Annotated in this window: 17 protein-coding genes and 1 pseudogene; 11 read left to right on the top strand and 7 right to left on the bottom strand. The window is 62.1% G+C overall.

Translation table 11 applies throughout. The features are described 5' to 3' along the window. Positions 1-85 precede the first annotated feature (85 nt). A complete protein-coding gene (locus L286_RS26790; protein ID WP_020818722.1) occupies positions 86-1,303 on the bottom strand; it encodes a tyrosine-type recombinase/integrase in 1,218 nt (405 codons plus the stop codon). Positions 1,304-1,402: 99 nt separating this feature from the next. On the opposite strand from L286_RS26790, the gene L286_RS26795 reads away from it, so the two are divergent. Further along, positions 1,403-2,047, top strand: coding sequence for a hypothetical protein (locus tag L286_RS26795; protein ID WP_021222981.1), 645 nt, complete (start codon positions 1,403-1,405; stop codon positions 2,045-2,047). A 4-nt stretch (positions 2,048-2,051) separates the two neighbouring features. Then, the gene (locus tag L286_RS26800) at positions 2,052-2,486 is read left to right on the top strand and encodes a hypothetical protein (protein ID WP_020818720.1); all 435 of its coding nucleotides are present in this window, start codon (positions 2,052-2,054) and stop codon (positions 2,484-2,486) included. A 122-nt stretch (positions 2,487-2,608) separates the two neighbouring features. Here the strand turns inward: L286_RS26800 and L286_RS26805 are convergent. Together L286_RS26805 and L286_RS26810 are read right to left on the bottom strand one after the other, a co-directional pair. Further along, positions 2,609-3,235: pseudogene (locus L286_RS26805) on the bottom strand (ArdC family protein); the annotation flags it as partial. A gap of 81 nt (positions 3,236-3,316) precedes the next feature. Next, on the bottom strand, positions 3,317-5,431 hold the full coding sequence (locus L286_RS26810) for a ParB/RepB/Spo0J family partition protein (RefSeq protein WP_020819396.1): 2,115 nt from the start codon (positions 5,429-5,431) through the stop codon (positions 3,317-3,319). 152 nt (positions 5,432-5,583) lie between these two features. Here L286_RS26810 and L286_RS26815 point away from each other — a divergent pair, with 152 nt between their 5' ends. Further along, entirely contained in the window at positions 5,584-6,450 is an 867-nt protein-coding gene (locus tag L286_RS26815) for an arginase family protein (RefSeq protein WP_021222983.1), read from the top strand. A gap of 204 nt (positions 6,451-6,654) precedes the next feature. Here the strand turns inward: L286_RS26815 and L286_RS48275 are convergent, their stop codons facing one another. Beyond that, complete coding sequence (locus L286_RS48275; RefSeq protein WP_020819394.1) at positions 6,655-7,266, bottom strand: PAS domain-containing protein; 612 nt, start codon at positions 7,264-7,266, stop codon at positions 6,655-6,657. 33 nt (positions 7,267-7,299) lie between these two features. Continuing rightward, complete coding sequence (locus L286_RS47630) at positions 7,300-7,653, bottom strand: NAD(P)H-dependent oxidoreductase (RefSeq protein ID WP_079640273.1); 354 nt, start codon at positions 7,651-7,653, stop codon at positions 7,300-7,302. Between the two features lie 298 nt (positions 7,654-7,951). On the opposite strand from L286_RS47630, the gene L286_RS26825 reads away from it, so the two are divergent. The 4 genes from L286_RS26825 to L286_RS26840 all read left to right on the top strand — a co-directional run bounded on the left by L286_RS26825 (position 7,952) and on the right by L286_RS26840 (position 13,582). Then, the gene (locus L286_RS26825; protein WP_020819392.1) at positions 7,952-9,205 is read left to right on the top strand and encodes a metallophosphoesterase family protein; all 1,254 of its coding nucleotides are present in this window, start codon (positions 7,952-7,954) and stop codon (positions 9,203-9,205) included. 3 nt (positions 9,206-9,208) lie between these two features. Then, positions 9,209-12,658, top strand: coding sequence for an ATP-binding protein (locus L286_RS26830; protein ID WP_020819391.1), 3,450 nt, complete (start codon positions 9,209-9,211; stop codon positions 12,656-12,658). 364 nt (positions 12,659-13,022) lie between these two features. Next, the gene (locus L286_RS26835) at positions 13,023-13,292 is read left to right on the top strand and encodes a CopG family ribbon-helix-helix protein (protein WP_020819389.1); all 270 of its coding nucleotides are present in this window, start codon (positions 13,023-13,025) and stop codon (positions 13,290-13,292) included. After that, positions 13,289-13,582, top strand: coding sequence for a type II toxin-antitoxin system RelE/ParE family toxin (locus L286_RS26840; protein ID WP_020819388.1), 294 nt, complete (start codon positions 13,289-13,291; stop codon positions 13,580-13,582). The genes L286_RS26835 and L286_RS26840 overlap by 4 nt, the downstream gene beginning before the upstream one ends. Before the next feature lie 39 nt (positions 13,583-13,621). Here L286_RS26840 and L286_RS26845 read toward each other — a convergent pair whose 3' ends face one another. Beyond that, complete coding sequence (locus L286_RS26845; protein ID WP_020819387.1) at positions 13,622-14,065, bottom strand: hypothetical protein; 444 nt, start codon at positions 14,063-14,065, stop codon at positions 13,622-13,624. Then, positions 14,062-14,910: a DUF7146 domain-containing protein gene (locus L286_RS0124110; protein ID WP_021224597.1), complete on the bottom strand. Its 849-nt coding sequence runs from the start codon at positions 14,908-14,910 to the stop codon at positions 14,062-14,064. The genes L286_RS26845 and L286_RS0124110 overlap by 4 nt, the downstream gene beginning before the upstream one ends. A gap of 171 nt (positions 14,911-15,081) precedes the next feature. Between L286_RS0124110 and L286_RS48285 the strand changes: the two genes are divergently transcribed. The 4 genes from L286_RS48285 (at position 15,082) to L286_RS26860 (ending at position 18,946) form a co-directional block, all read left to right on the top strand. After that, positions 15,082-15,264, top strand: a complete 183-nt coding sequence (locus L286_RS48285) for a hypothetical protein (RefSeq protein ID WP_020819384.1) — start codon at positions 15,082-15,084, stop codon at positions 15,262-15,264. 207 nt (positions 15,265-15,471) lie between these two features. After that, entirely contained in the window at positions 15,472-16,668 is a 1,197-nt protein-coding gene (locus L286_RS26850) for an AAA family ATPase (protein ID WP_015460581.1), read from the top strand. Next, positions 16,665-17,735 carry a ParB/RepB/Spo0J family partition protein gene (locus tag L286_RS26855; RefSeq protein ID WP_025160828.1) on the top strand — a complete coding sequence of 357 codons (1,071 nt, stop codon included), beginning with the start codon at positions 16,665-16,667 and terminating at the stop codon, positions 17,733-17,735. Before L286_RS26850 ends, L286_RS26855 begins: the two co-directional genes overlap by 4 nt. 80 nt (positions 17,736-17,815) lie before the next feature. Continuing rightward, on the top strand, positions 17,816-18,946 hold the full coding sequence (locus L286_RS26860) for a replication initiator protein A (RefSeq protein WP_020819382.1): 1,131 nt from the start codon (positions 17,816-17,818) through the stop codon (positions 18,944-18,946). Positions 18,947-20,208 lie beyond the last annotated feature (1,262 nt).

The raw sequence follows: 20,208 nt of genomic DNA on the forward strand, positions 1-20,208 counted from the left end.
CGGCGTAGCACCCGTTCGGAAGTCCTGAGATCATAGCCGAGGCTACGGCGAACGGCGAGATAGCGGTCAAGCTGGCTGGCGAGGCTCATTGTGCACCTCCCGCGACGGGCCAGGGCTGGGCAATGGATCGCAAGCCTTCGATCTCAAGCCGGGCGTAGATCATGGTGGAACCGCGCGACCGGTGGCGCAGCATGTCGCCGACCTCGTCGAGTGAAGCGCCACGATTTATGAGTTGCGTGGCAAGGCTGTGGCGTAGAACATGCGATCCCACATAGGGCGTAGCGGGCTTCTGACCGGTCGCATCGAGCGCATCCTTGATGATAGCGTTGACGATCTGGCTATCCTTGAATGGTCGATGCGGAGCGCGCTGGGTGACGAACAGGGTCCGGCAGTCAGTCGGTCCGCGCTCCTCCCTCAGATACCGGCTTAGGGCTTCACCGACCTCGGCGGTGATGGGCACACGGTCATGCACTTTGCCTTTGCCGCGCACAGTCAGTTCGCCTGAACGCCAGTCGATATCGTCGAGTTCGATCCTGGTGATTTCCGGCGCGCGAAGCCCAAGCCGTGCCATGATCAGGAGCATCGCATAATCGCGAACGCCGTGCCGGGGATTTCGGCGAACCCAGTCAAGCACGGCTTCGACGCCTTCGGGCGACAGATGTCGGGGAAGGCGCTTGTCGCGAGCCATCGCTGCTTTGGGCACGCTTAGGGCAAGGTTGGTCGCGGTGACGCCTCGTGCGAACAGGTACTGGAAGAACGTGCGCAGATGCGTCACTGCACTCTTGTCTCGGTATGGCCGCCCCCGCGACAGCAAGTGTTGAACGAACCCGACGGCGTCAACGGGTCGTAAACTGGTCAGGTCGAACATGTCCGCACCAAAGCGGTGGTCCATGAAGCGGTTGGCAAAGCGGAGCGTATGGTGGATGCTGCGCGGACTGAGGCCGCGCTGTTTGGTGAGATAGGTTTCGAAGTCGGCCAGCAGTTCGGCGCGGGCGACCTCAGCGGGAGTCGGTGCAACCGGCTTGGCAACGCATATCTCGATCAGGTGCGCAGCGAATTTGCGCCCCAGGCTGTAAAGGCGGATCGTTCCTGTTCTCTGCGGCTCTGCTGCCCGACCCAGCTTTTCCGCAAGATCGGGCGTCAATGCCGATGGTGCAATGCCAGCCTCATCCATTGCCAGTCCAAATCTGCGGATCAGATTTCGGTATTCTTTGATCGTGGCGTGTTTGTAGTTCGCCTCGGCAAAGCAGCGCATGAAGCTGTCGATGTACGGCTCAATGCAGGTTTTGGTGATTATCGTCATGGTTTTCGTGCTCCATAGGGTTGGAGCGCGATCCGGGCCTTGTCGTCGCCCTGACTGCAAGATTATCAGTTGTGTTGGTTTCAGATATGCGGAGTGGGCATGAAGCAGAAGACCAAGGTTTTGGGTGATGCAGCCGTAAAGGCGTTGATCGAGAAGTACGACTGCCCGGTGCCATTCCACGAAGTGCGCACCCGGCTTCTGGGCAATATCGCAACCCCGGAGCTATCGGCCTCGCCCTTGCAGATGATTCAGGATTTATGGGGCGGTGAGTTGCCCGTGTTCGACAGCGTGGACGAAGCCAACGAATTGATTGGTGCTCTGATCGACGGCCTTTGGAATGGGCTGACCCGGCACCAGAAGCGTAGTCAGCCATTCAGGCTGACACGTGTGTCGATGGACCCAACTGCTGCAAATCTCGGACACTACGGGCTGATCCGTCTTGAGGAACTGGATGGCTTCATCGAAGGTCTGTTCAACGGTCATGATATCATCGATCTACCCGAACGTGCTCATGGCGCGATCGGCCAACTTGCCGAGCTCCGTGCGATGATGGGCGGTATCTGCGAACTCGTGGAACGTGACCCCAATGCGGATGATCGCACCCAGCTTGACACGACATTCAAGCACCTGCGCGAACTGACCAAAATCATGGAGACCGAAATCCACGAGACTGTGCTGGCTTGCACTCGTGCACGGCGACAGATGCTTGAAGGCATTCTCACCGAGAAGCCGACGGTGCATTGATCCAATGTCCGAGGAACGTCTCCGCGAGAAGCTGCGCAAGATCGAAGCTCTCTATGCCGGCGCCACGACCGCCGGCGAGCAAGCCGCCGCAGGTGCCGCTGCGGAACGCATTCGCCGCCAGTTCGCAACGGCCAGCAAACAAGAACGTGCCGAGGAGTTCAAGTTTTCAATTTCTGACCCCTGGTCACGACAGCTCTTCATCGCTCTGTGCCGCCGCTATGGCATCAAGCCATTTCGCTATGCGCGCATGCATCGTCAGACGGTGATTGTTCGCGCGCCAGCGAGTTTCGTTCGGATGACGCTATGGCCAGAGTTCGAGGAACTGAGCCAAGCCCTGACCTCGCATCTGGATGAAATCACGCAGAAGATCATCAGAGAAGAAGTGCACGAAGCCACGCAGGATGCGGAAGAAGTGAGCGAACCGCGTCAGTTGCGCTGAACGTTCCCACATTCCAGCGGATTACCTCCCAGGCACCAGGAATATGCCGAAGCGGCACGTCACCAAATCGCGGAAACACGAGATCCTACGATGCCATGCGGCATAATCCGGGTTACGGCATTATGAACCGTCTCGTGGCAACGCGTGGACGCATAGTGATCCATGCTGCGGAAGGCCGTTCGGTTCGGCAGCTGGATATGATCGAAGGTCGGTGTGAAGTAGGCTTGGTTTCCGCCATGGCGAACGTCGGCAGGGATTCCCGTGAAGAAGGCGTCGATCGCCGCCTGCCGCTCGGACGGGATCAGAGGCTGCTCCGGTTCGTCAGAGGGGTAGAAATAGGCTGGAAGACCGTCGATCTGATCGGCGTTGAACACGATGTAATGGCGCAGGAACCGGATGCTCCGCTCCACTTGCTTGCCGGTTTCGGGGTGCTCCTCACGCTTCTTGAACGAGGAATAATAAACCGAAAGCGCGCCGGTTTGACCCTTGCGGACGTGCCCGCCTAGCGTTTCCGCCTGGCGCCAGGTCATCCAGTAACGCGAACGATAACCCTGGGCATCGCCGAGCGCCCAGAGATAAAGCGTATTGATGCCCTGATACGGCGTGCCGCAATGACGCAGCGGGCGTCCGCCCGCCCCGTTCAGCCGCCAGGGCCTCGACCAGGGCGGAACACCCTCCTCGAGCTTGCGGATGATGAGGTCGGTGATTTCGGCGGCGACATCGCGGCTCGTGCGTTTCGCAAGGGACATGGCGCTTCTCCGTGCGGAAGGGGAAAAGGCCGCCGGCACGGGACCACGCGCCGGCGGCAAGGCATCCAGGAGAAAGCGGCGTCAGGCCGCGAGAGCGTCCTGATCGGGCGATTCCGCTTCGATTTCGCAGGCACCGGACACTGTCTCGTCGACGCCAGCCACGCCAACCTCTTCGGCATCCTCGGGCTCGACGATCGCCTGCTCTTCAGGATCGCCTTCGGCGGGTTCGAGATCGTCCGCCTCGGTCTTGTCGAGGAAGCGCATGGCGTCGGGCACCCAGGCAAGCGCCGCGTCCCGGACCTCGGGCTCGACGATCGCTTCGCCCGCGAAGAGCTTCGCGCACGATTCCGAGATCTCCGACTTCTTCATCGTCGCGTGGCGCGCGGTCAGCGCCGCGCCGCCGACATCGGCGAGCAGCGTCAGGATCGAGCCCTTGCTGATGCGGTCGAAGAAGTTCTCGGATGTCGGCCGCCACCAGCTTGCGACATCGACATCCATGATCGTCGCCAACCGGTTGTGGAGCGGACACTGCTCGGCGCGGTAGCTCGCCTTCGCTTCGAGCGACATCGCCACGATGTAGGCGAGCCAGGCCGCCTTGCTGTCGTCGTCGAGCGCCCGGAACGCCTCGAACCGGTCGACCTCGGACTTGTGCTCCAGCCAACTCGCATCGAGCCCGTCATGGGCTTCGGCGAGATAGCCCCGCGCGCGGGTCGTCGGCTGGTCGCCACTCACCGGATCCTGCGGCGAGCGAGCGCGAATGGTCGAGCCATAGGCGCTGAACGTGCTGGCGCGATCGTCAATCATGACGAAGAGCGCATAGTCGAGCGCCAGGGCCGGATGGCTGAGCAGGGTCGCTGCGAGCACGTCGCGCCGCTGCATCGCCAGCTCATCGTAGAGCCGGGCGCTGAGCGGCTTGCCGCCCGGGGCGATCGCTTCGGGCGGCGGAGCAGGCGGCGTGTAGCTGCCGCCCGGGCCGGTCGAACCGCCACCGCCGGCACCATCGCCGTGGTCGTCCTCGCCGTTTTCATCAGCGCCGCCGATGCTGACCGGTTCCTCGCTATAATATTCGGTGTCGAGGACCATCTCGCCTCTGGGCGTCAGCTTGAGAAACGCGCCGACGAGCGGCTTGATCTCGTCAGGCAGCACCGGCGGGATGTTGTGGAGCGCGTGTTCTTCCTCGGACAGGGCATCATATTCCTGGTCGAGCGCCTTGTAGGCATCCTCATCGATGGTCTCGTCATCCATCTCCTCGGCGATGGCTTCCTGCCGCTGTGCAATCGCATCGAGGCGGGCCAGCTGCGCCTCGGTGAAATCAGGCTGCGGCAGGATCACCCGGTAGAGGCCGGTCGCCGCGCTATGCGTGTAGTTCGACGCAATCGGCCGGATCCAGGCGAGACCGAGTTCCTCGCCGATCCGCTTGGCTTCCGCTTCCATGATGTCCGCGGCGAGCCGCTGCGCGATCTCGGGGTTCACCCACTTGTCGCCGCTGTCGCTGAAAAGGTCGCGGTCGATCTTGCCGCCAGCCTCGGCATAGCGGTCCTCGCCGACCAGGATCGCGACCGGATCGGTCGACTTCATCGTTTCGTTGGCGATGACGCGGCGGATAGTGTCGGCATTGGCATAGCTGGTGCCGTAGCTGTTCCAGACGAGAAGCTGCTTCTCCTGGTTTTCGGTCGAGGCATAGGCCTTGGCGACGTCCAGCGTGATGGTGCCTTCGCTCAGCGCCTCGAAGATGGGCTCGGCCAGGGTCGCGAGCCGCAGGCGGCCCTCGACGAACCGACGGGTGAGGCCGAAGCGCTTGGCGACACCGTCGATATCATTATTGAGACCGATGAAATACTGGAACGCGCGGCATTCCTCGGCAGGCGTCATCTTGAGCTGATGGAAGTTGGCCGCGGTCGAGGTCTCGGACAGGGTCGCCTCGTCGCCGACGAGAACCTTGACGGGAACATCGTAGGTTTCAGGGTCGATGGTGCCGCGCTCGGCGAGCATGAGCAGACCGCGCAGGCGGCGACCGCCATCGAAGACCTCGAAAGTGCCGCGCGGCTTTTTCACAGGCGTGACGAGCAGGTTCTGGAGTACGCCGCGAGCTTCGAGATCGGCGGCCATCTGCGGTATTTCCAGCAGGTCGTCGGGCCGCCTGCGGACATTGATGGGAGAAAGCGTAAGCTTCGAGAGCTTAACGGTCGTGGTCATCGGAGGAACTCCTTCTGGCATCCGGATCAGCCCGGACACCAGCATCACTCCCCCTTCCCTCTCGAACCCCGGGGCGCCCCGTGGGCGTGGCTTTTTTCCGCCGGACAACCTACATTGTCTTCTCTTCCGGCCTCGAAAGAATATGATCTGCGGTGACCTCCACGACGCTCCGTTTGAACATGCCGCAATGGCAGGGTGGCGATGAACCCGCCTATAGCTTTGGTTCCGAATTGTTGCGCTGGCTTGCCCCGCCGCATGACGGCCCCGAGGAAACCGTGGCGGTTCCGGAACCGGACGGAAGCTCCCCGCCGGTTAGCCGTGGCATCAAGTGGTGCGCCGCCCTCTTGTCTCAAGCAAGAGCGGCGCGCGAAGCCATCGAGCGGCATGCGCCCGATCGGATCGTGACGCTTGGCGGCGACTGCCTGGTCGATCTTGCGCCGATGGCGTATCTAAGCCGCAGATATGGTGAAAAGCTGGGCGTTCTCTGGCTCGATGCCCATCCCGACGTGATGAGCGCTGCCGAGTTTTCGCACGCCCATGCCCATGTGCTTGCCCTGCTGCTTGGCCGGGGCGACGAGGCTTTCACGGCAGAAGTGCCCCGCAAGCTGGACGCCCGGCGTGTGATGATCGCCGGCATGCAGGGATGGAACGCGGATGAAGACCTGATCCTGAAGGAACTGGGCATCCGGCATATCCCGCCAGCCGTCCTTGCTGACAGCAGCCGGCCGATCCTCGACTGGATCGAGACCGAGGGAATCACGCATCTTGCGGTACATTTCGACCTCGATGTCCTCGATCCGGCTCATTTTTCTCCGCTGCTGTTCAACAGGCCGGGCATGCCGGAGGGGGCCTTCGATGGAATAGAGCAAGGCCGTATGCAGCTGGACCAGGTGGTGCGCCTGTTGAAAGAGATCGGCGCGGCAGTGGATATGGTTGGCCTTGCCATCGCCGAACATCTGCCATGGGACATGCTGCGCCTGAGAAACAGCCTTGCCGAGTTACCCATCATGAAATCATGAAACTCACTGTGGGCTGAAACCGCCCCGAGTTTCGGAATACCAATGGCGCACCACTCGCGAAGCTATCCTCGCCGCTTTGGACACGCCCTCCCCCCGATCTCGAGGTAAACGTCGTCACCGCTACGCGATGCTTCACAATCTGAATGTGACGGACTTCTCCTGTGAGAGCGGCGCTGACCGCCGATGAGACGTCATTAGAGGGTGTCAATGACCAACGAAACCCGCAGTGCCGACTGTTTCGGTGACATCTCGTGCTTGATGCAGAATGCACACCAGCTGCGCTTCGTCATTCAGGATCGGAACGGACACCGTCTGCCAATAGCGCTCGAGAAACCGGCCATCGGAACCCCGCAGGTCATAGCGCTGTGCTTTCATGGCATGCTGGCGCCGTCCCTGTGCCGCGATGCGGATGGAATCAAACAAGCCTGCGACGCCGGTTGCATCCTCAAGATCCGGATTATCCGGAAAGACGTCAAAGAGCCTTTCTCCGGCCACTCTGCTGCGCTCGGTATAGGTGATGGCAGTATGCGCATCGTTGACGTCGAGGATTCGCATACCAGCCCTCGGATCGATGATCATCGTAGGCTGGGTAGAGGTCTCCGTCAGGCGTTGAAAAAGGCTCCGATCACATGATGATAGCGCGCCAAATTCAATAGGATATCTCTGCACGCCAAGTGCGGCGGCGTTGAGCAATGCAAGCTCGCGTTGAATTGAACGGATCTGCTGCAGCAGATAGCTGCGCTCGGTGTCGGCAACGTCTGCGCCCAGGCAGGCCCTGAATTTCTTCAAGTTTTCGTGCAGGATGAAGCGTTGCACATTACCCCCTAAGGTTTCAATTGTGCCTCGGATCTATGAACTTCTCCGGTCCCGAGAAGTTTCCCCGACTCGCTGGCATCTGCAACGCAATAAATACACTGAATGACCTCTGAGCACAGGAACGTCTCCGAGCCATAGTGGGTAAAGGATGACCACATGATTCGCCCAGCGAATGTCTGTCTGGGCCTTGTGAATGGCGGCGGCGGGCGCATTGTCCCGCCACTCCCCGGCCGATCGCAAGATAGGGAAATCAAGTTCTGCAATCTCGATCCGGCGCACTTCATGGCCTGCCGCCTCGCCGCCCGCCGCATAGGCATCCGCAAGCGCATGAACGTACCGGGTCCCGTTTGGGTCGGGATGCCCATCGATAATCGTGATGCGGGTCATGACATCTCCTGAATCCGCCATCCACGCATCGTCGTGCAATTGGGATTATCCCGGAGTGTCGGTGGCGACAGGCACCGGCCAGCCGAGATGAAATCACTTGAGCTATGAGGGGGAGCGTTTCTTCCTCGCAAGAGTCGGGAAACTGGCGGAGGAACCCTGATTACAATACATGCGACTGTGCGGAACGCATGGCCAATAGCTCTGCGGCCATGTTGGGGGTGTTCTCCCATGGGGCACTACACAAACGGAGGATCGCGGTGACCCAGAGAATATCGCCGCTTTCGAGGGGGGAAGAGTTTTGAGCGATTTTCGTTTCCTGCATGCCGCCGACATTCATCTCGACAGCCCGCTCCATGGCCTGTCGAGATATGAAGGTCTGCCCGAGGACGACATAAGAGGAGCCACCCGCGCGGCTTTCGACAATCTGGTACAACGCGCCATCGACGAAGATGTCGATTTCGTCGTGATCGCTGGCGACCTCTTCGACGGTGAGTGGAAGGACATGAGCACCGGCCTCTATTTCGCCCGCGCCATGGGCCGCCTGGATCGGGCCGAAATCCCGGTGTTCCTTCTCGCCGGCAACCATGATGCCGCCTCCGTCATCACCCGCAGCATTCCCTGGCCGCCCAATGTCCGCCTGTTCAGCGCGCGCCGACCGGAAACCCATCTGCTTGCCGAGCTCCAGGTCGCGGTCCACGGACAGAGCTTCTCGACACCGGCTGTCACCGACAATCTCGTTCCGTCCTATCCCGCCGCTGCGGAGCATCACTTCAATATCGGGATGCTGCACACCGCGCTGGCAGGCCGGAAGGGCCACGCCGATTACGCGCCCTGCAGCCTGGATGATCTCAAAGCCAAGCAATACGACTACTGGGCGCTCGGCCATGTCCATCAACACGAGATCGTGTGCGAGGCGCCTCATGTCGTCTTCCCGGGCAACATCCAGGGTCGCACGATCCGCGAGACGGGCCCCAAGGGCGCGGTGATCGTCACCGTGGAGGATGGTCAGGTTTCCTCCATCGATCGATTGGATCTGGATGTGATCCGCTGGCTCGCGGTCGATATCGACTGTACCGACGTGCCGGCCGATAGCATTGCGGAACGCATGCGCTCGGCGCTTCTTGAAGCGTGGCAGCACGGCGGCGATGGATTGCCGCTCGTTACGCGGCTTGTGCTGACGGGCGAGACCGACAGCGCCGGCGCGCTCATCGACAGCGCCGCGGACCTGCGCGACGTCGCGCGCGCCGTGGCCGCTTCGATCTCGCCCAATCTCTTCATCGAGAAAGTGAAGCTGCTCGTGACGAAGCCCGCCGCCGCCGGTGAGGTGATTGTCGGCGACGATCTCGCTGCCTTGATCGATCGGGCCGCCACCGATCCTCAACTGCACGAACTGCTGGCCGCGGACCTTGCGCCCTTCCTGCTCGCGGCGCAGAGCCTGCTCCCCGATGCCGACGAAGCGGACCTTCGCCGCTATGCCGGCGACGGCAAGTGGGACGCGGTCATCGGAACCGCCGCCCAGGCGCTCCGCTCGCGTTTGACGAAGGGGGACTGAGCGATGCGGTTCGCCACCCTGTCACTCGAGCGTTATGGTCGTTTCGAGGATTGCGAGCTTTCCTTTCGCCAAGGCGAGCCCGATCTTCACGTGGTGTACGGCGCCAACGAAGCGGGAAAATCGACCTCGCTTGCGGCGGTCTCCGATCTGTTGTTCGGTTTCCCGGCACGGTCTCCCTACAACTTCGTCTACGACTACGCCCTGCTGCGCGTTGGGGCCGTGCTCGAGGACGAGGGGCACAGCTTCGCTTGTCGCCGCAAGAAGGGGACGGCCGGGACACTGATCGATGCCGAGGATCGTCTCCTCGACGAAGCTATGCTGCTCGCCATGCTGCGGGGGCAGACGCGCGAGACATTCGCACTCTCCTTCAGCCTCGACCAGGATGGCCTGCGAGCGGGCGGGCGGGCCATGGTCGAGGCCCGCAACGACCTGGGCCGAGCCCTCTTTGCCGCAGGCTCCGGGCTCACGGGTGTTGCGGACGAATTGGCTCGCCTCGAGAGCGAAGCCGATGCGATCTGGGGACAACGCGCCGCGGCGAGGCGGAGCTTCACGCAGGCCCAACGCGATTTCGAAGCGCAGACCCGAGCAGTCCGGGACCAGGCCCTCAAGCCGAAGGCTTGGCTCGATGCCAAAGGCGCGGTCGCGGACGCCCAGCAGATGCTCGAAGAGGTTCAGCGGCGGCGCGACGAAGTTCTTGCCGAGGTCAGCCGCCTCGAGCGCATCCGCCGGATTGCGCCTGCCGTCCGTCTTCGCAGCGACCATCTCGCGGCGCTTGCCGCCCACATGGATACGATTGATATCGGGCCGCAGCGCGAGCACGCCGCCGAAGCGGCAATGGCCGAGATGGAGGCCGCTTCGCGTGCAAGGGCCGCCGCGCAGAATCTGGTGAACGAAGCCCGGGCACAGATCGAGGCGCTTTCTCCTGATCCGTCGGTCCTCGCCCACGACGCCGAAATCGACGCGCTGATCGCTTCGTCGGGCGCGGTGACAAAGGGTCAACAGGACTTAGCGCGTCTGAGCGAGGAGCGATCCGCATCGGGAGGTCTTGTCGCCCGGCTCCGCGCCGAAGCCGGCGCGCTCGCCTCCGATCCCCCCACCCGGATCGTAAGTTCCAGACTGCGCGAAATCGCGCTCGGTCATGCCGAGGATCTCGCGGCGCTCCGGCAGATCGACGAGAGTGAGCAGGACCTGGCTGAAAGGCGTGTCGCGATCGAGCGGAAGATTGCGGATCGCCCCCAAACAGGAAATCTGACCGCGATCGTAACGGCGATCGACCTTGCCAGGACCCTCGGGGCCGATGCGGACGCGCGCTGCGAACTGGCGCAGCGCAAAGCCGACCGGGCCGCGGCCAGCCTGGACGTGGCGCTCGCTCGGCTCACGCCCTGGAGCGGGGACGCATCGGCCCTGGCCGCGCTTCCCAGACTGGCACGGCACGAAATCGAAGACGTGCGATCCGTCCTTGCCGAGGCCGAGACCGATCTGCAGCGGGCAACAGACGCCGCTTCGCGCGCCCGCGAAGAGGCCGAGGCGCTCTCGCTCGAAATGGAGCAGCTCTCGTCGGGCGCTGCGGTGGCTGACGAGGAGATCACCGCGGTTCGAAGCGAGCGCGACGCGTTCTGGCGACCGCTGCGCGCGCACATGCGGCAAGGCATGGCCCTCCCCTCCCCTGATGAAGCTGTCGATGCTTATGAGACGGCAGTCGCTCGAGCAGATGAACGCGGAGATGCCCGCTACGCCGCCGCCGACGAGTCGAGCCGTCTGACGGTCATGGGTCAACGCCGGACCAGGCTCCTTCTGGCCGCTGACCAGGCGGACACGCGCGCGCAGGCGGCAAGCGATCGTCGCGAAAGCGCGCTGACGGGCTGGGCACGAAAGTTGGCGGAGGCGGGCTTTCCGGCGTTGGAGCCCAATCGGTTCCTCGGTTGGGTGTCCGAGCGGGAAACGGCTGAAGCAGCACATCAGGAGGCAATCGATGCCCACGACGATGCCAGGGCGATCGTTGCGCGGCGCAATGAATTGCGTGCCAGCCTGGTCGCCGCCCTCGCAGACGAGTCGGTGCCCAAGGGAGAAGACCTCCTGCCGCTGCTCGCCTTCGCCACACGGATTCGGCAAGCCGGCGAGGCGGCCGCCGAGCAGCACAGACTCGACGAGGCCGCACTCGTACAAATCGGGCAGGATGCGGAAGGTCTGCAGCGCCGCCGCACGCGTGTCGATGAGAGTATGGCGACGCGGATGGAGGCCTGGCGCGCGCTGCTGGTCGAAGCGGACATCGATCTCGACATAGCCAGCGCTCCGGCAACTCTCGACGTCCTGGACGAGCTCAGAGCCGCGATTGCCGCGCAGCGAGACCTGCAGACACGCATCGACGGCATAGCGAGAGACGCGCGTGAACATGACGAAAGCGTTGCGGCCCTAACCGAAAGGCTGGGGATTGCCGCCTCGGGCGGCGGAGTGACGCTACTCGAAGGGATGCGGGCCCGGCTCTCGGCGGCGCGCTCGACCGCAAGCGTCCTGGAGGCACTCGAGGAAAGCATTGCCGGCCGAAGCGCTGAGATGGCGGCCGAAGACGCACGGCATGCTGCGGCCTGGGCTTCGCTGACCGCGCTTCTGGAGGAGACGGGCGCTACCGACCTGCAGGGCCTGGGTGCGGCCATCGAGCGTTCGCGAGCAGCGCGCGCCCTGCGCCACGCGGTCAGCGAAGCGGAAGCCGCGATCGTCGCGGCGGGCGACGGCAAGGGACTGGATGAGCTTGTCGCGTCCCTGGAAGACGTCGATGCTGACGGTCTGGCTGTCCGAATCCAGTCGCTCTCGGGGCAGCTGACCCAGCTCAACGATGAGGTTGCCACTGCCGCAAGCGCCCACGGCGATGCCAGGAGAGTCTTTGCCGGTCTGGAGGCGCAAAGCGGCTCGTCCGCCGACGCGGCCTCGGATGCCGAGCAGGCCCGGGCCGAGCTCGCTGTTCTTGCCGAAGATTTTATCCTGAAGCGAACCGAGGCCGTCACGCTACGCTGGGCGATTGAACAATATCGCGAGCGCCATCAGGATCCCATGCTGCTGCGCGCAAGCGAGATCTTCCGCCGGCTGACGATCGGGCGGTATGCGGCGCTGCGGATCGACAGCGACGGACCCAATTCACGGCTCCTGGGGTTGCGCGACGATGGCAGGACCGTGGTGGACGTCGGGGCGATGAGCGAGGGAACCACGGACCAGCTCTTTCTCGCGCTTCGCCTCGCAGCTGTCGAGCAATCCATCGCGGCCGGTGTTCGCCTGCCCTTCCTCGCGGACGACTTGTTCGTCAATTTCGACGATGAGCGTTCCGAGGCCGGTTTCAGGGTGCTGGCGGAACTCGCGCGATCGACGCAGGTGCTGTTCTTCACCCATCACCCCCATCTGGCGGCGATCGCCCGATCTGTCGTCGGCGAAGACCTTCACTCGGAATGCTCCCTGGCCTGAGACAGCCGAGCGACCTTCAGATCAAGCCGCCCTGGACTGGCTGTTCGAATCCGGAACGCGCTGCTCCGACACTCTTTCGGCGCTTTGTGTACGCAACCTGCAGCGGCACCTGTCCTCGTCCCATTCGATGCGCGCCAGCGAATATCGGTGCCGCTGGCAATTGCCCGACGGCTTCGATCTAAGGCCGCATGACGTGGCGGAGGCTGCGGAAATGCGGCAGCGGGTCAAGGACGCCTTGAAGGACGGCAAATAGCGGAGCGCGGCCTCCAGCGCCTTCGCCCGGTTCTCGACTCCACGGCTCCCCAACTTGCGTTTTCTCGTCAGTATGATTATATTTTAATCGGACTGATAACAGGTGATAAACATGGCGACCGAGACGAAGGTATTGACCGCGCATGTCCCTCTGGGGCTCGCGGAAAAGGTTGAAGCAATGGCCTCGCGACTCGAACGCTCGCGCGGCTGGGTGGTGAAGCAAGCGCTCGCCGCCTGGGTCGATCAGGAGGAGGAGCGTCACCGGATGACGCTCGAAGCCCTGGAGGATGTCGATGCCGGACGGGTGATCGACCACCAGGCGATCACGGCATGGGCCGACAGCCTTGGGACGGACAAGCCGCTACCCTCGCCGGTCAAATGAAGATCCAGTGGACCAGCAAGGCGTCGTCGGACCTTGTGCGACTGCACGAGCATCTGGGTCCGGTCGCCCCCGAAGCGGCGGCGCGCGTGGTCCAGCAACTCGCCCACGCACCGGATCGGCTGATCGATTATCCGAGGATCGGCGAGAAGCTGGAAGCCTATGAGCCGCGCGAGGTCCGCCGGATCATCGTCGGCAACTACGAGATGCGCTACGAGATCGCGGCCGGAACGATCTTCATACTGCGCCTCTGGCATTGCCGCGAAAACCGCAACTTCGAATCGGAGCAGTAGCGAGGATGCGATCGACCACCGCCGCAGTCGCTTCTATCCTCAGACCAGACCGAAATCCTGAAATTCAACCTGCCGCAGTCGGCCGGACAGCCATTTCAGAGTAGCTCTCACGGGTTCCGCCAGTCCCGGTTGACCGACGATGGCACCAGGAATGTGGTCGGCTTCGATCCGCTGAAAAACTTGCACTTCGGCTTCACGGTCGGTGGGAAAATGGGGTGCGAGGTCTCGCCTCTCCTCTTCGCCGCCAGCGAACCTCGGCTCGCTCACGCACAAAATCGAAACAGAGACGGCGTCTTTGTTTCCGTCCAATCGGCCGTAATCACTGGCGTATGCCAAATGATCGGCTGCTGCCAGATCGCGGCGCGGCCATAAGCCATGCTTCACGACCCCAGTGAGATTCGCAGCTTGGGTGAAATGCAGCAGGAACCGCACGTCGCGGTCCAGGGCGATCGAGCGGATATGCGTCCTGCGGGCCTCGTTCATCGCAATGATCCCATAGACGCCTCCAATACCTCCGCCCAGTCTTTGACGCCGCGCGGCGCCATCCACGTTATCTCAAGACCGGGCCGAGCATATCGCAACGCCGCGCGTGCCGCCGCCAGTTCACCTTCGGCGTCATTGTCGACGGCGAGGATCAAGGATGTCAGACCTTGCGGCAGCAGGATCTGATCGAGACGCCGTGCACCCAAGCTCGCCCAGCAGGGAGCTCCTTGAATGAGGGTGAAGGCCCGCGCGGTTTCGAAGCCCTCGGCAAGCGCCAGGCAAGAAGCCGCCCGCCCTCCCCCTTGCCATGCCCCCTGCCCTGGCCGCCCCAGCATGAGCTTCATGCGGTACTTGCCGGTTTCCCGGTCGAGGAAGATGCGCTGGATGGCAGTCAGTCGCCGCCCTTCGCGCACGGCCACGAGCAAGGCGGGATGGAACGTGGTCCAGGGCTTGGGACGATAAGGACAGCGTGGATGAAATCGGAGATCATCGGTAGGCGGCTCGAGATGCCGCAGCGTCAGGTAACGCTCAGCGAGAGTGCCCGGGATCGGAAGCCCCTTCTCCCAGAGCCGTGCGGCATTGCCCGAAGCGCGCGCGGGCATGTCCCGGTAGGAGTAGTGTTGCCGGATCGGTATCCGGCGCAATTCGCGCAGGACATCTTCGCGATCACAACCGGCAAAGCAAGTGACAAGAATACCGCGATCGCCCTGACGGATCGAGAGGCTTGGTGTGCTATCAGCATGCGCCGGGCACAGGCACATGGCGGTGCGGCCATGCCAGGTGCCACCGAGAGCACCTACGAGATCGATGAGTTCCTGGGATGGTCGTCGGGCTGTAAGCGGCATGGCATTCCTCCTGCTTGCATGCCCCTGCCCCTCTCCCTCTTTCTCCCGGCCATCAGATCGCGGTCTATCTGTGCTCCGGGCTGCGTGCGCGGATCGAGGAAGCGCGAATAGCCACCGGGGTGCACGGCCGGTTTGCGGATGGGATTTCCTGCGAGCGGAATGAATGCCTCGATGGCGGTGGGCCTTGTCGCCGCCTATTCGAGCGCCAGGAGAACATCGTCAGCGGCAGTTCTGGCCCTGTCCGATTCGTGGACCACCGCCAACTCGGATGCCGCCGGGAAGGAATTTGAGTTCCATTCTCGAAGCGGCGACAAGACCGATCTATGCTTGCCGCCAATTCTGGCGATCACTTGATTCGCATGGAAACCGGAGCTTGTCCGTTCGCCCGGAATGATCCCGGACTCTCCATCTGAGAGCAGCGTTGTCCTTGCATGATGGCGCCAGCTGCTACCAATTTGACTAACCACCATCCTTTTGGCATAGCTGTCCGGGATAAGGGGTCTTTTTTCGACCTTTTTCACGAACCAAGGCCAATTTGGGTTGAGAAGGGGGACAACGCCCATGCTGTCGGGTCAGATTCTCGATGCGATGATCACCTCGTGCGAGAATGCAAAAACCGTTCTGCGGCAAGCGGCGATAGATCCATCCGACAGGAAAACCCTCAATATTTCAATGGGGGCCTCGGTCGCCGCGGAGTTTCTGGGGAGGACGCCCGAAGCCCTGTCCAAGGCGGAAGCGCGTGGACGCCTTCCTGCGCCGAAGACGTCCGCCAACGGGCGCAGATATTACACGGTCGAGGATTTGATCGCGATTCGCGAAGCGCTCGGTATCAAGATGGGCAAATTGCCGTCCGAGCGAGCGGTCGTCGTGGCCGTGCAGAATTTCAAGGGCGGTGTCAGCAAATCGACCACGGGCAAGCACCTTGCCGATTATCTTGCCCTGCGGGGTTACCGGGTTCTTGTCGTGGACTGCGATCCCCAGGCTTCGATGAGCGTGATGTTCGACGTCAATCTCGAGGCCTTGGTCGACGAGACCCATACGCTGTCGAATTTCCTGTCGCCGCGCATCGACGAAGCGGATTCGCTGCGCAAGACGATCCAGAAGACAGCCTGGCCCAATATCGACATCTGCCCGGCGAACCTCGGCCTGCAGGACACCGAATGGGAACTGACCGCGACGATCGAGGAAGGACCGACAGCGATCGCGGGCGCGTTCCGCATGCTGCGGATCGGACTGGAGGAAGTTCGTCACGACTATGACGTCGTCATTCTCGACCCTCCCCCGGCCATGGGGTTTCTCGGCGTGAACACGCTGACTGCGGCCGATGGCCTGTTGATCCCCGTCCCTGCCCGGCAGCTCGACTATCTGTCGACCATTCATTTCATGCAGACCTGCCGCGAGGCGATGGATCTCGTCTCCAAGTTCGACACGTCGATCGACTATGGCTTCATTCGGGTCGTCTGCACGATGTTCCAGCCCAGTCGCACGAACGAGGCGCAGATGCTCCAGGTCATGGAGAAGACCTACGCCGGACAAATGCTCTCGACACCGATTCTGCTCTCGGAAGAGATCAAGAATGCGGGACTTTCGATGTCTTCGATTTACGAGATCAACAAACCCTACGGCTCGCATCAGACCTATGTTCGCTGCCGCGACAATCTCAACATGGTCTTCCGCGAGGTAGAGAAAGACATCTGCAAGCAGTGGCCATCGCGGATGGCGCAGCTTGGCACCGATCGGTTGACGGAGGCCGCATGAGCAGCGCGGGGGGCAGACGGCGGAGTCTCTTGGCGAACGCCATCGAAAGCATCGGCACGACACCGCCCCCGACACGCGCGGCCGATGGTCCCGTCGCCGGGGATCACGCGGATCGAGAAAAGCCCGCCGAAGAACCGGCGACACCGTCCTTCCTCGAACGGCGCGGGGTTGCGTTCGATGAGATCGCGCGCACCGTCAAGCGCCTCACCATTCGCCTGAAGCCGTCGGAATGCTCGATCTGGCCAGGCAATGCGCGCGACTATGCGGCGCTTAGCTATGACCGCTGCGCCTCCCTGATTGAATCGATCAGGGAGGAAGGAACCAATCGCGAACCGGTGGTCGTCAGGCGAACCCCCAATGCCGAACAGCCCTATGAGCTGATCGTCGGCACACGTCGTCATTTTTCGATCTCCTGGCTCCATGCGAACAACCATAGCGAGATCGAACTCGTAGCCCGGATCGAAACGCTCGATGACGAAGGCGCCTTCCGTCTCGCGGACCTGGAAAACCGGGAGCGCGAGGACGTCACCGATCTCGAGCGGGCCCGAAATTATCGGCACGCGGTGGAAGCCTATTATAAGGGCGTCAGGGCGCAGATGGCCGAGCGCCTGGCGATCCCCAAGCAGAATCTTCACAATCTGCTGCAACTCGCCGAACTCCCCGACGAGGTGGTGAGCGCATTTGCGGAACCAGGCGACCTGAAGGTCCGTCACGGCATGCGCCTGTCGCCGCTCATCAAGGATGAGCGCTATCGCGACGCCATTCTCGGTGAGGCGGCCATAATCGCCGCCGAGCAGAAAGAGCTGCTGGCCGCCGGCGCGGAAAAGATCGAGGGCAGCAAAGTCTGCGAACGCCTGGCCGCGGCCGTGACACCTTCCAGGCCTGCGCCTTCGCCAAAGGCGAAGCCGGCTCTGACGGCAGCTTCGGGCAAGGAGATCGGACAAGTTCTCGCCGATACCAAGGCGAAGGGCATCACGATCAACATCAATCCAAAAGGCCGCGCATCGGTCGATGAGATTCTGGACGCACTGCGTCCGGTCATCGAGAGCGCGAGATTTGCGCGATAATGAGAATCCACAATAAATCTTTTATTTTCAAATCGTTATGATGGAGTAAAACGCGTTTTACGCGTGTTGCAGGACATGAGATGCCACAGGACTACCGCGAAGACGGTCAAGTAGACCTCTTTCTGCCGCAACTGACGGCACTGCCGCTTCGCGACCAGCGCGAAACGATGGAACGCCCATTCTTTTCCCTGTCCAAGCGCAAGCGCCTGAAGCCGATCGACTATGTCAGTCCGGACCGAAAAGTTACCGTCCATGTTTCGGCCAACTCGGAATATGGCCTCGCCACGATCTACGATCTCGACATCCTGATCTACTGCGCCTCGGTGCTCATCGAACATAAGCGCCGCGGTGCGAACGACATTCCGCAAACCTTGAACGTCGTGCCCTACGACATGCTCAGGACACTCAAACGCGAGGTCGGCGGCCGAGCCTATGACTTGCTGGGCAATGCGCTTGACCGTCTGCAGTCAACCACGGTGAAGACCAATATCCGCTCGGGCGACGCTGTCGAAACCACTTTCTCCTGGATCGACAGCTACAGTCAGCTCAAGGACCGCACGGGCAACGTGCGAGGTATGCGCATCACCCTCGCCAAGTGGTTTTACGACGGCGTGCTGATGGAAGGCGGCGTCCTCGCGATCGATCCCGCCTATTTCTCGCTCACCGGGGGGAGAGAACGCTGGCTGTACCGGGTTGCGCGCAAGCACGCCGGCGGCGCCGGAACGGACGGCTTCGCGATCTCCATGCCGACGCTGTTCGAAAAATCGGGCGCGGAAGGTGACTATCGTCGCTTCAAATTCGAGATGACCAAGATCGTCCGGGAAAACGCGCTGCCGGGTTACGCGCTCGAACTGGAATTGCGCGCAGAGGCCGAACCGTTCCTGCGCATGGTCAGGCGCAACCTCACGAGCGAACCCGGAGCCCCCTCCCCTGCCCTGGTCCAGACTGCACCCACGCCTGGCCGGGCTACTCCTTCCGCACAAGACAAGGCGATCGACGAACCGCCGATCGCCTTCCCGGAATATGGACATATCGCCCATAGCGCCTTTGGCGCCATCGCACGGGCCAACCTGCCCGAACCGCAGCGTGACCACGGCATGGTCGCCGACGACTTTCGGTCATTCCTGAGGCAGCGCGAAATCGCATACGACGCCAGGAACATCACGCAGATCTTCGCAACATTCTGTTCGAAGCAACGCGCGGCGCTGTAGCGCGCTACAGCGCCGCTTCGAACAGCGCGGCCTTTCAGGAACAACCTTCCGCTACCCGAGTTGCGCATAGTTCTTGCGTTCCTGAAGTACCGACGGACAAGGGCCGGCAGTTGCGCGGCCCCTCCCCACCGAGCACCCCGTCCTACCGGGACGCTATCCCATAGAATATGAGATCTCAGCCATGACGCGGGGCTCAGCGGCCGGGCGTTGCCGCCATTATTTTCGCCTATTACGCTGTGCGGGCCGAAGTCACAGCCACCTTGGCCAAGCCGTTACGTCCTTCCGGGCCAGGCTCGGGCATCGATCATCCCACCAGTTGACCGGCGCCGGGTACATCAGGAACGCGGACACCCTTTCGATCATCGCACGTCGTTTCCAAGCAACCAGGATATAAGCCGGATAAAGCAGATGGCGGGTCAATCTCGTGCCGGCGCTTCCTGGAACGAGAGGGAAGGGAAGGGGGGAACGCTGCGATCGTTTATCGAGATCGGCTCCGCGGCAATCGATCAGGCGTTCCTGAAATACCGTGCGGAGGAAAACTCCGCCGCCTCGGTCCGCCATGGCAGACGAGATCAAACGGCCGAGCCCAATAGGCGGCCGTTCCCAAAGTACCGCGCCATCGACGTGTATTCACGCCTCGCCAGGCCCGGAGATGATGGCCCGGCGACCGCCGTTTCAAGCGCCCGGCAGCCAGTCATTGAAGTTCAAACCAGAGCGAAACTCCGCTCCAGAGGCTGGCCGCCTGTCTCGATCGGCCCTTCGTTCCTAATATACCGTGGGAGAGTCGGGAGGCCTTGCCGATTTCCCGGCCAGCAAGTGCCCGAGTGTCATGATCGCGGCTACAAGAGTGGCTATCAACTGTGTCCGCCTGTGTCGTCAGGAAGCTCAAAACTCCGGGAAATCAGGGATGTAGCATCGAGTAAAACGCGTTTTACCGCCCTTTCCGCCCCGATCTCCAATGACCCGCCCACACGGTATTTCAGGAACGGCGCACGGTACATTGGGAACCGAATCACGGTCCAATGGGAACACCGCACAGGGTATTTCAGGAACGGTCAGACGGTATTACGGGAACGCGCTGAATTCCCCGACTCGTGATGAATCCATGAGTCGCGTCCGGCGCATCCACAGCCTAACTTTCTATCTTTATTTCTAAAGGAATTAACGGCGCCTGCGGCGCTTCTCCCTTTCTTTGAAAAGATTGAAGGGGGAGGGGACGCCATCGGCAAGCACCGAACACAATGACAAGGCCCAGTGCCCGA

Source organism: Sphingobium sp. HDIP04, assembly GCF_000445085.1.
Classification (GTDB): Bacteria; Pseudomonadota; Alphaproteobacteria; order Sphingomonadales; family Sphingomonadaceae; genus Sphingobium; species Sphingobium indicum.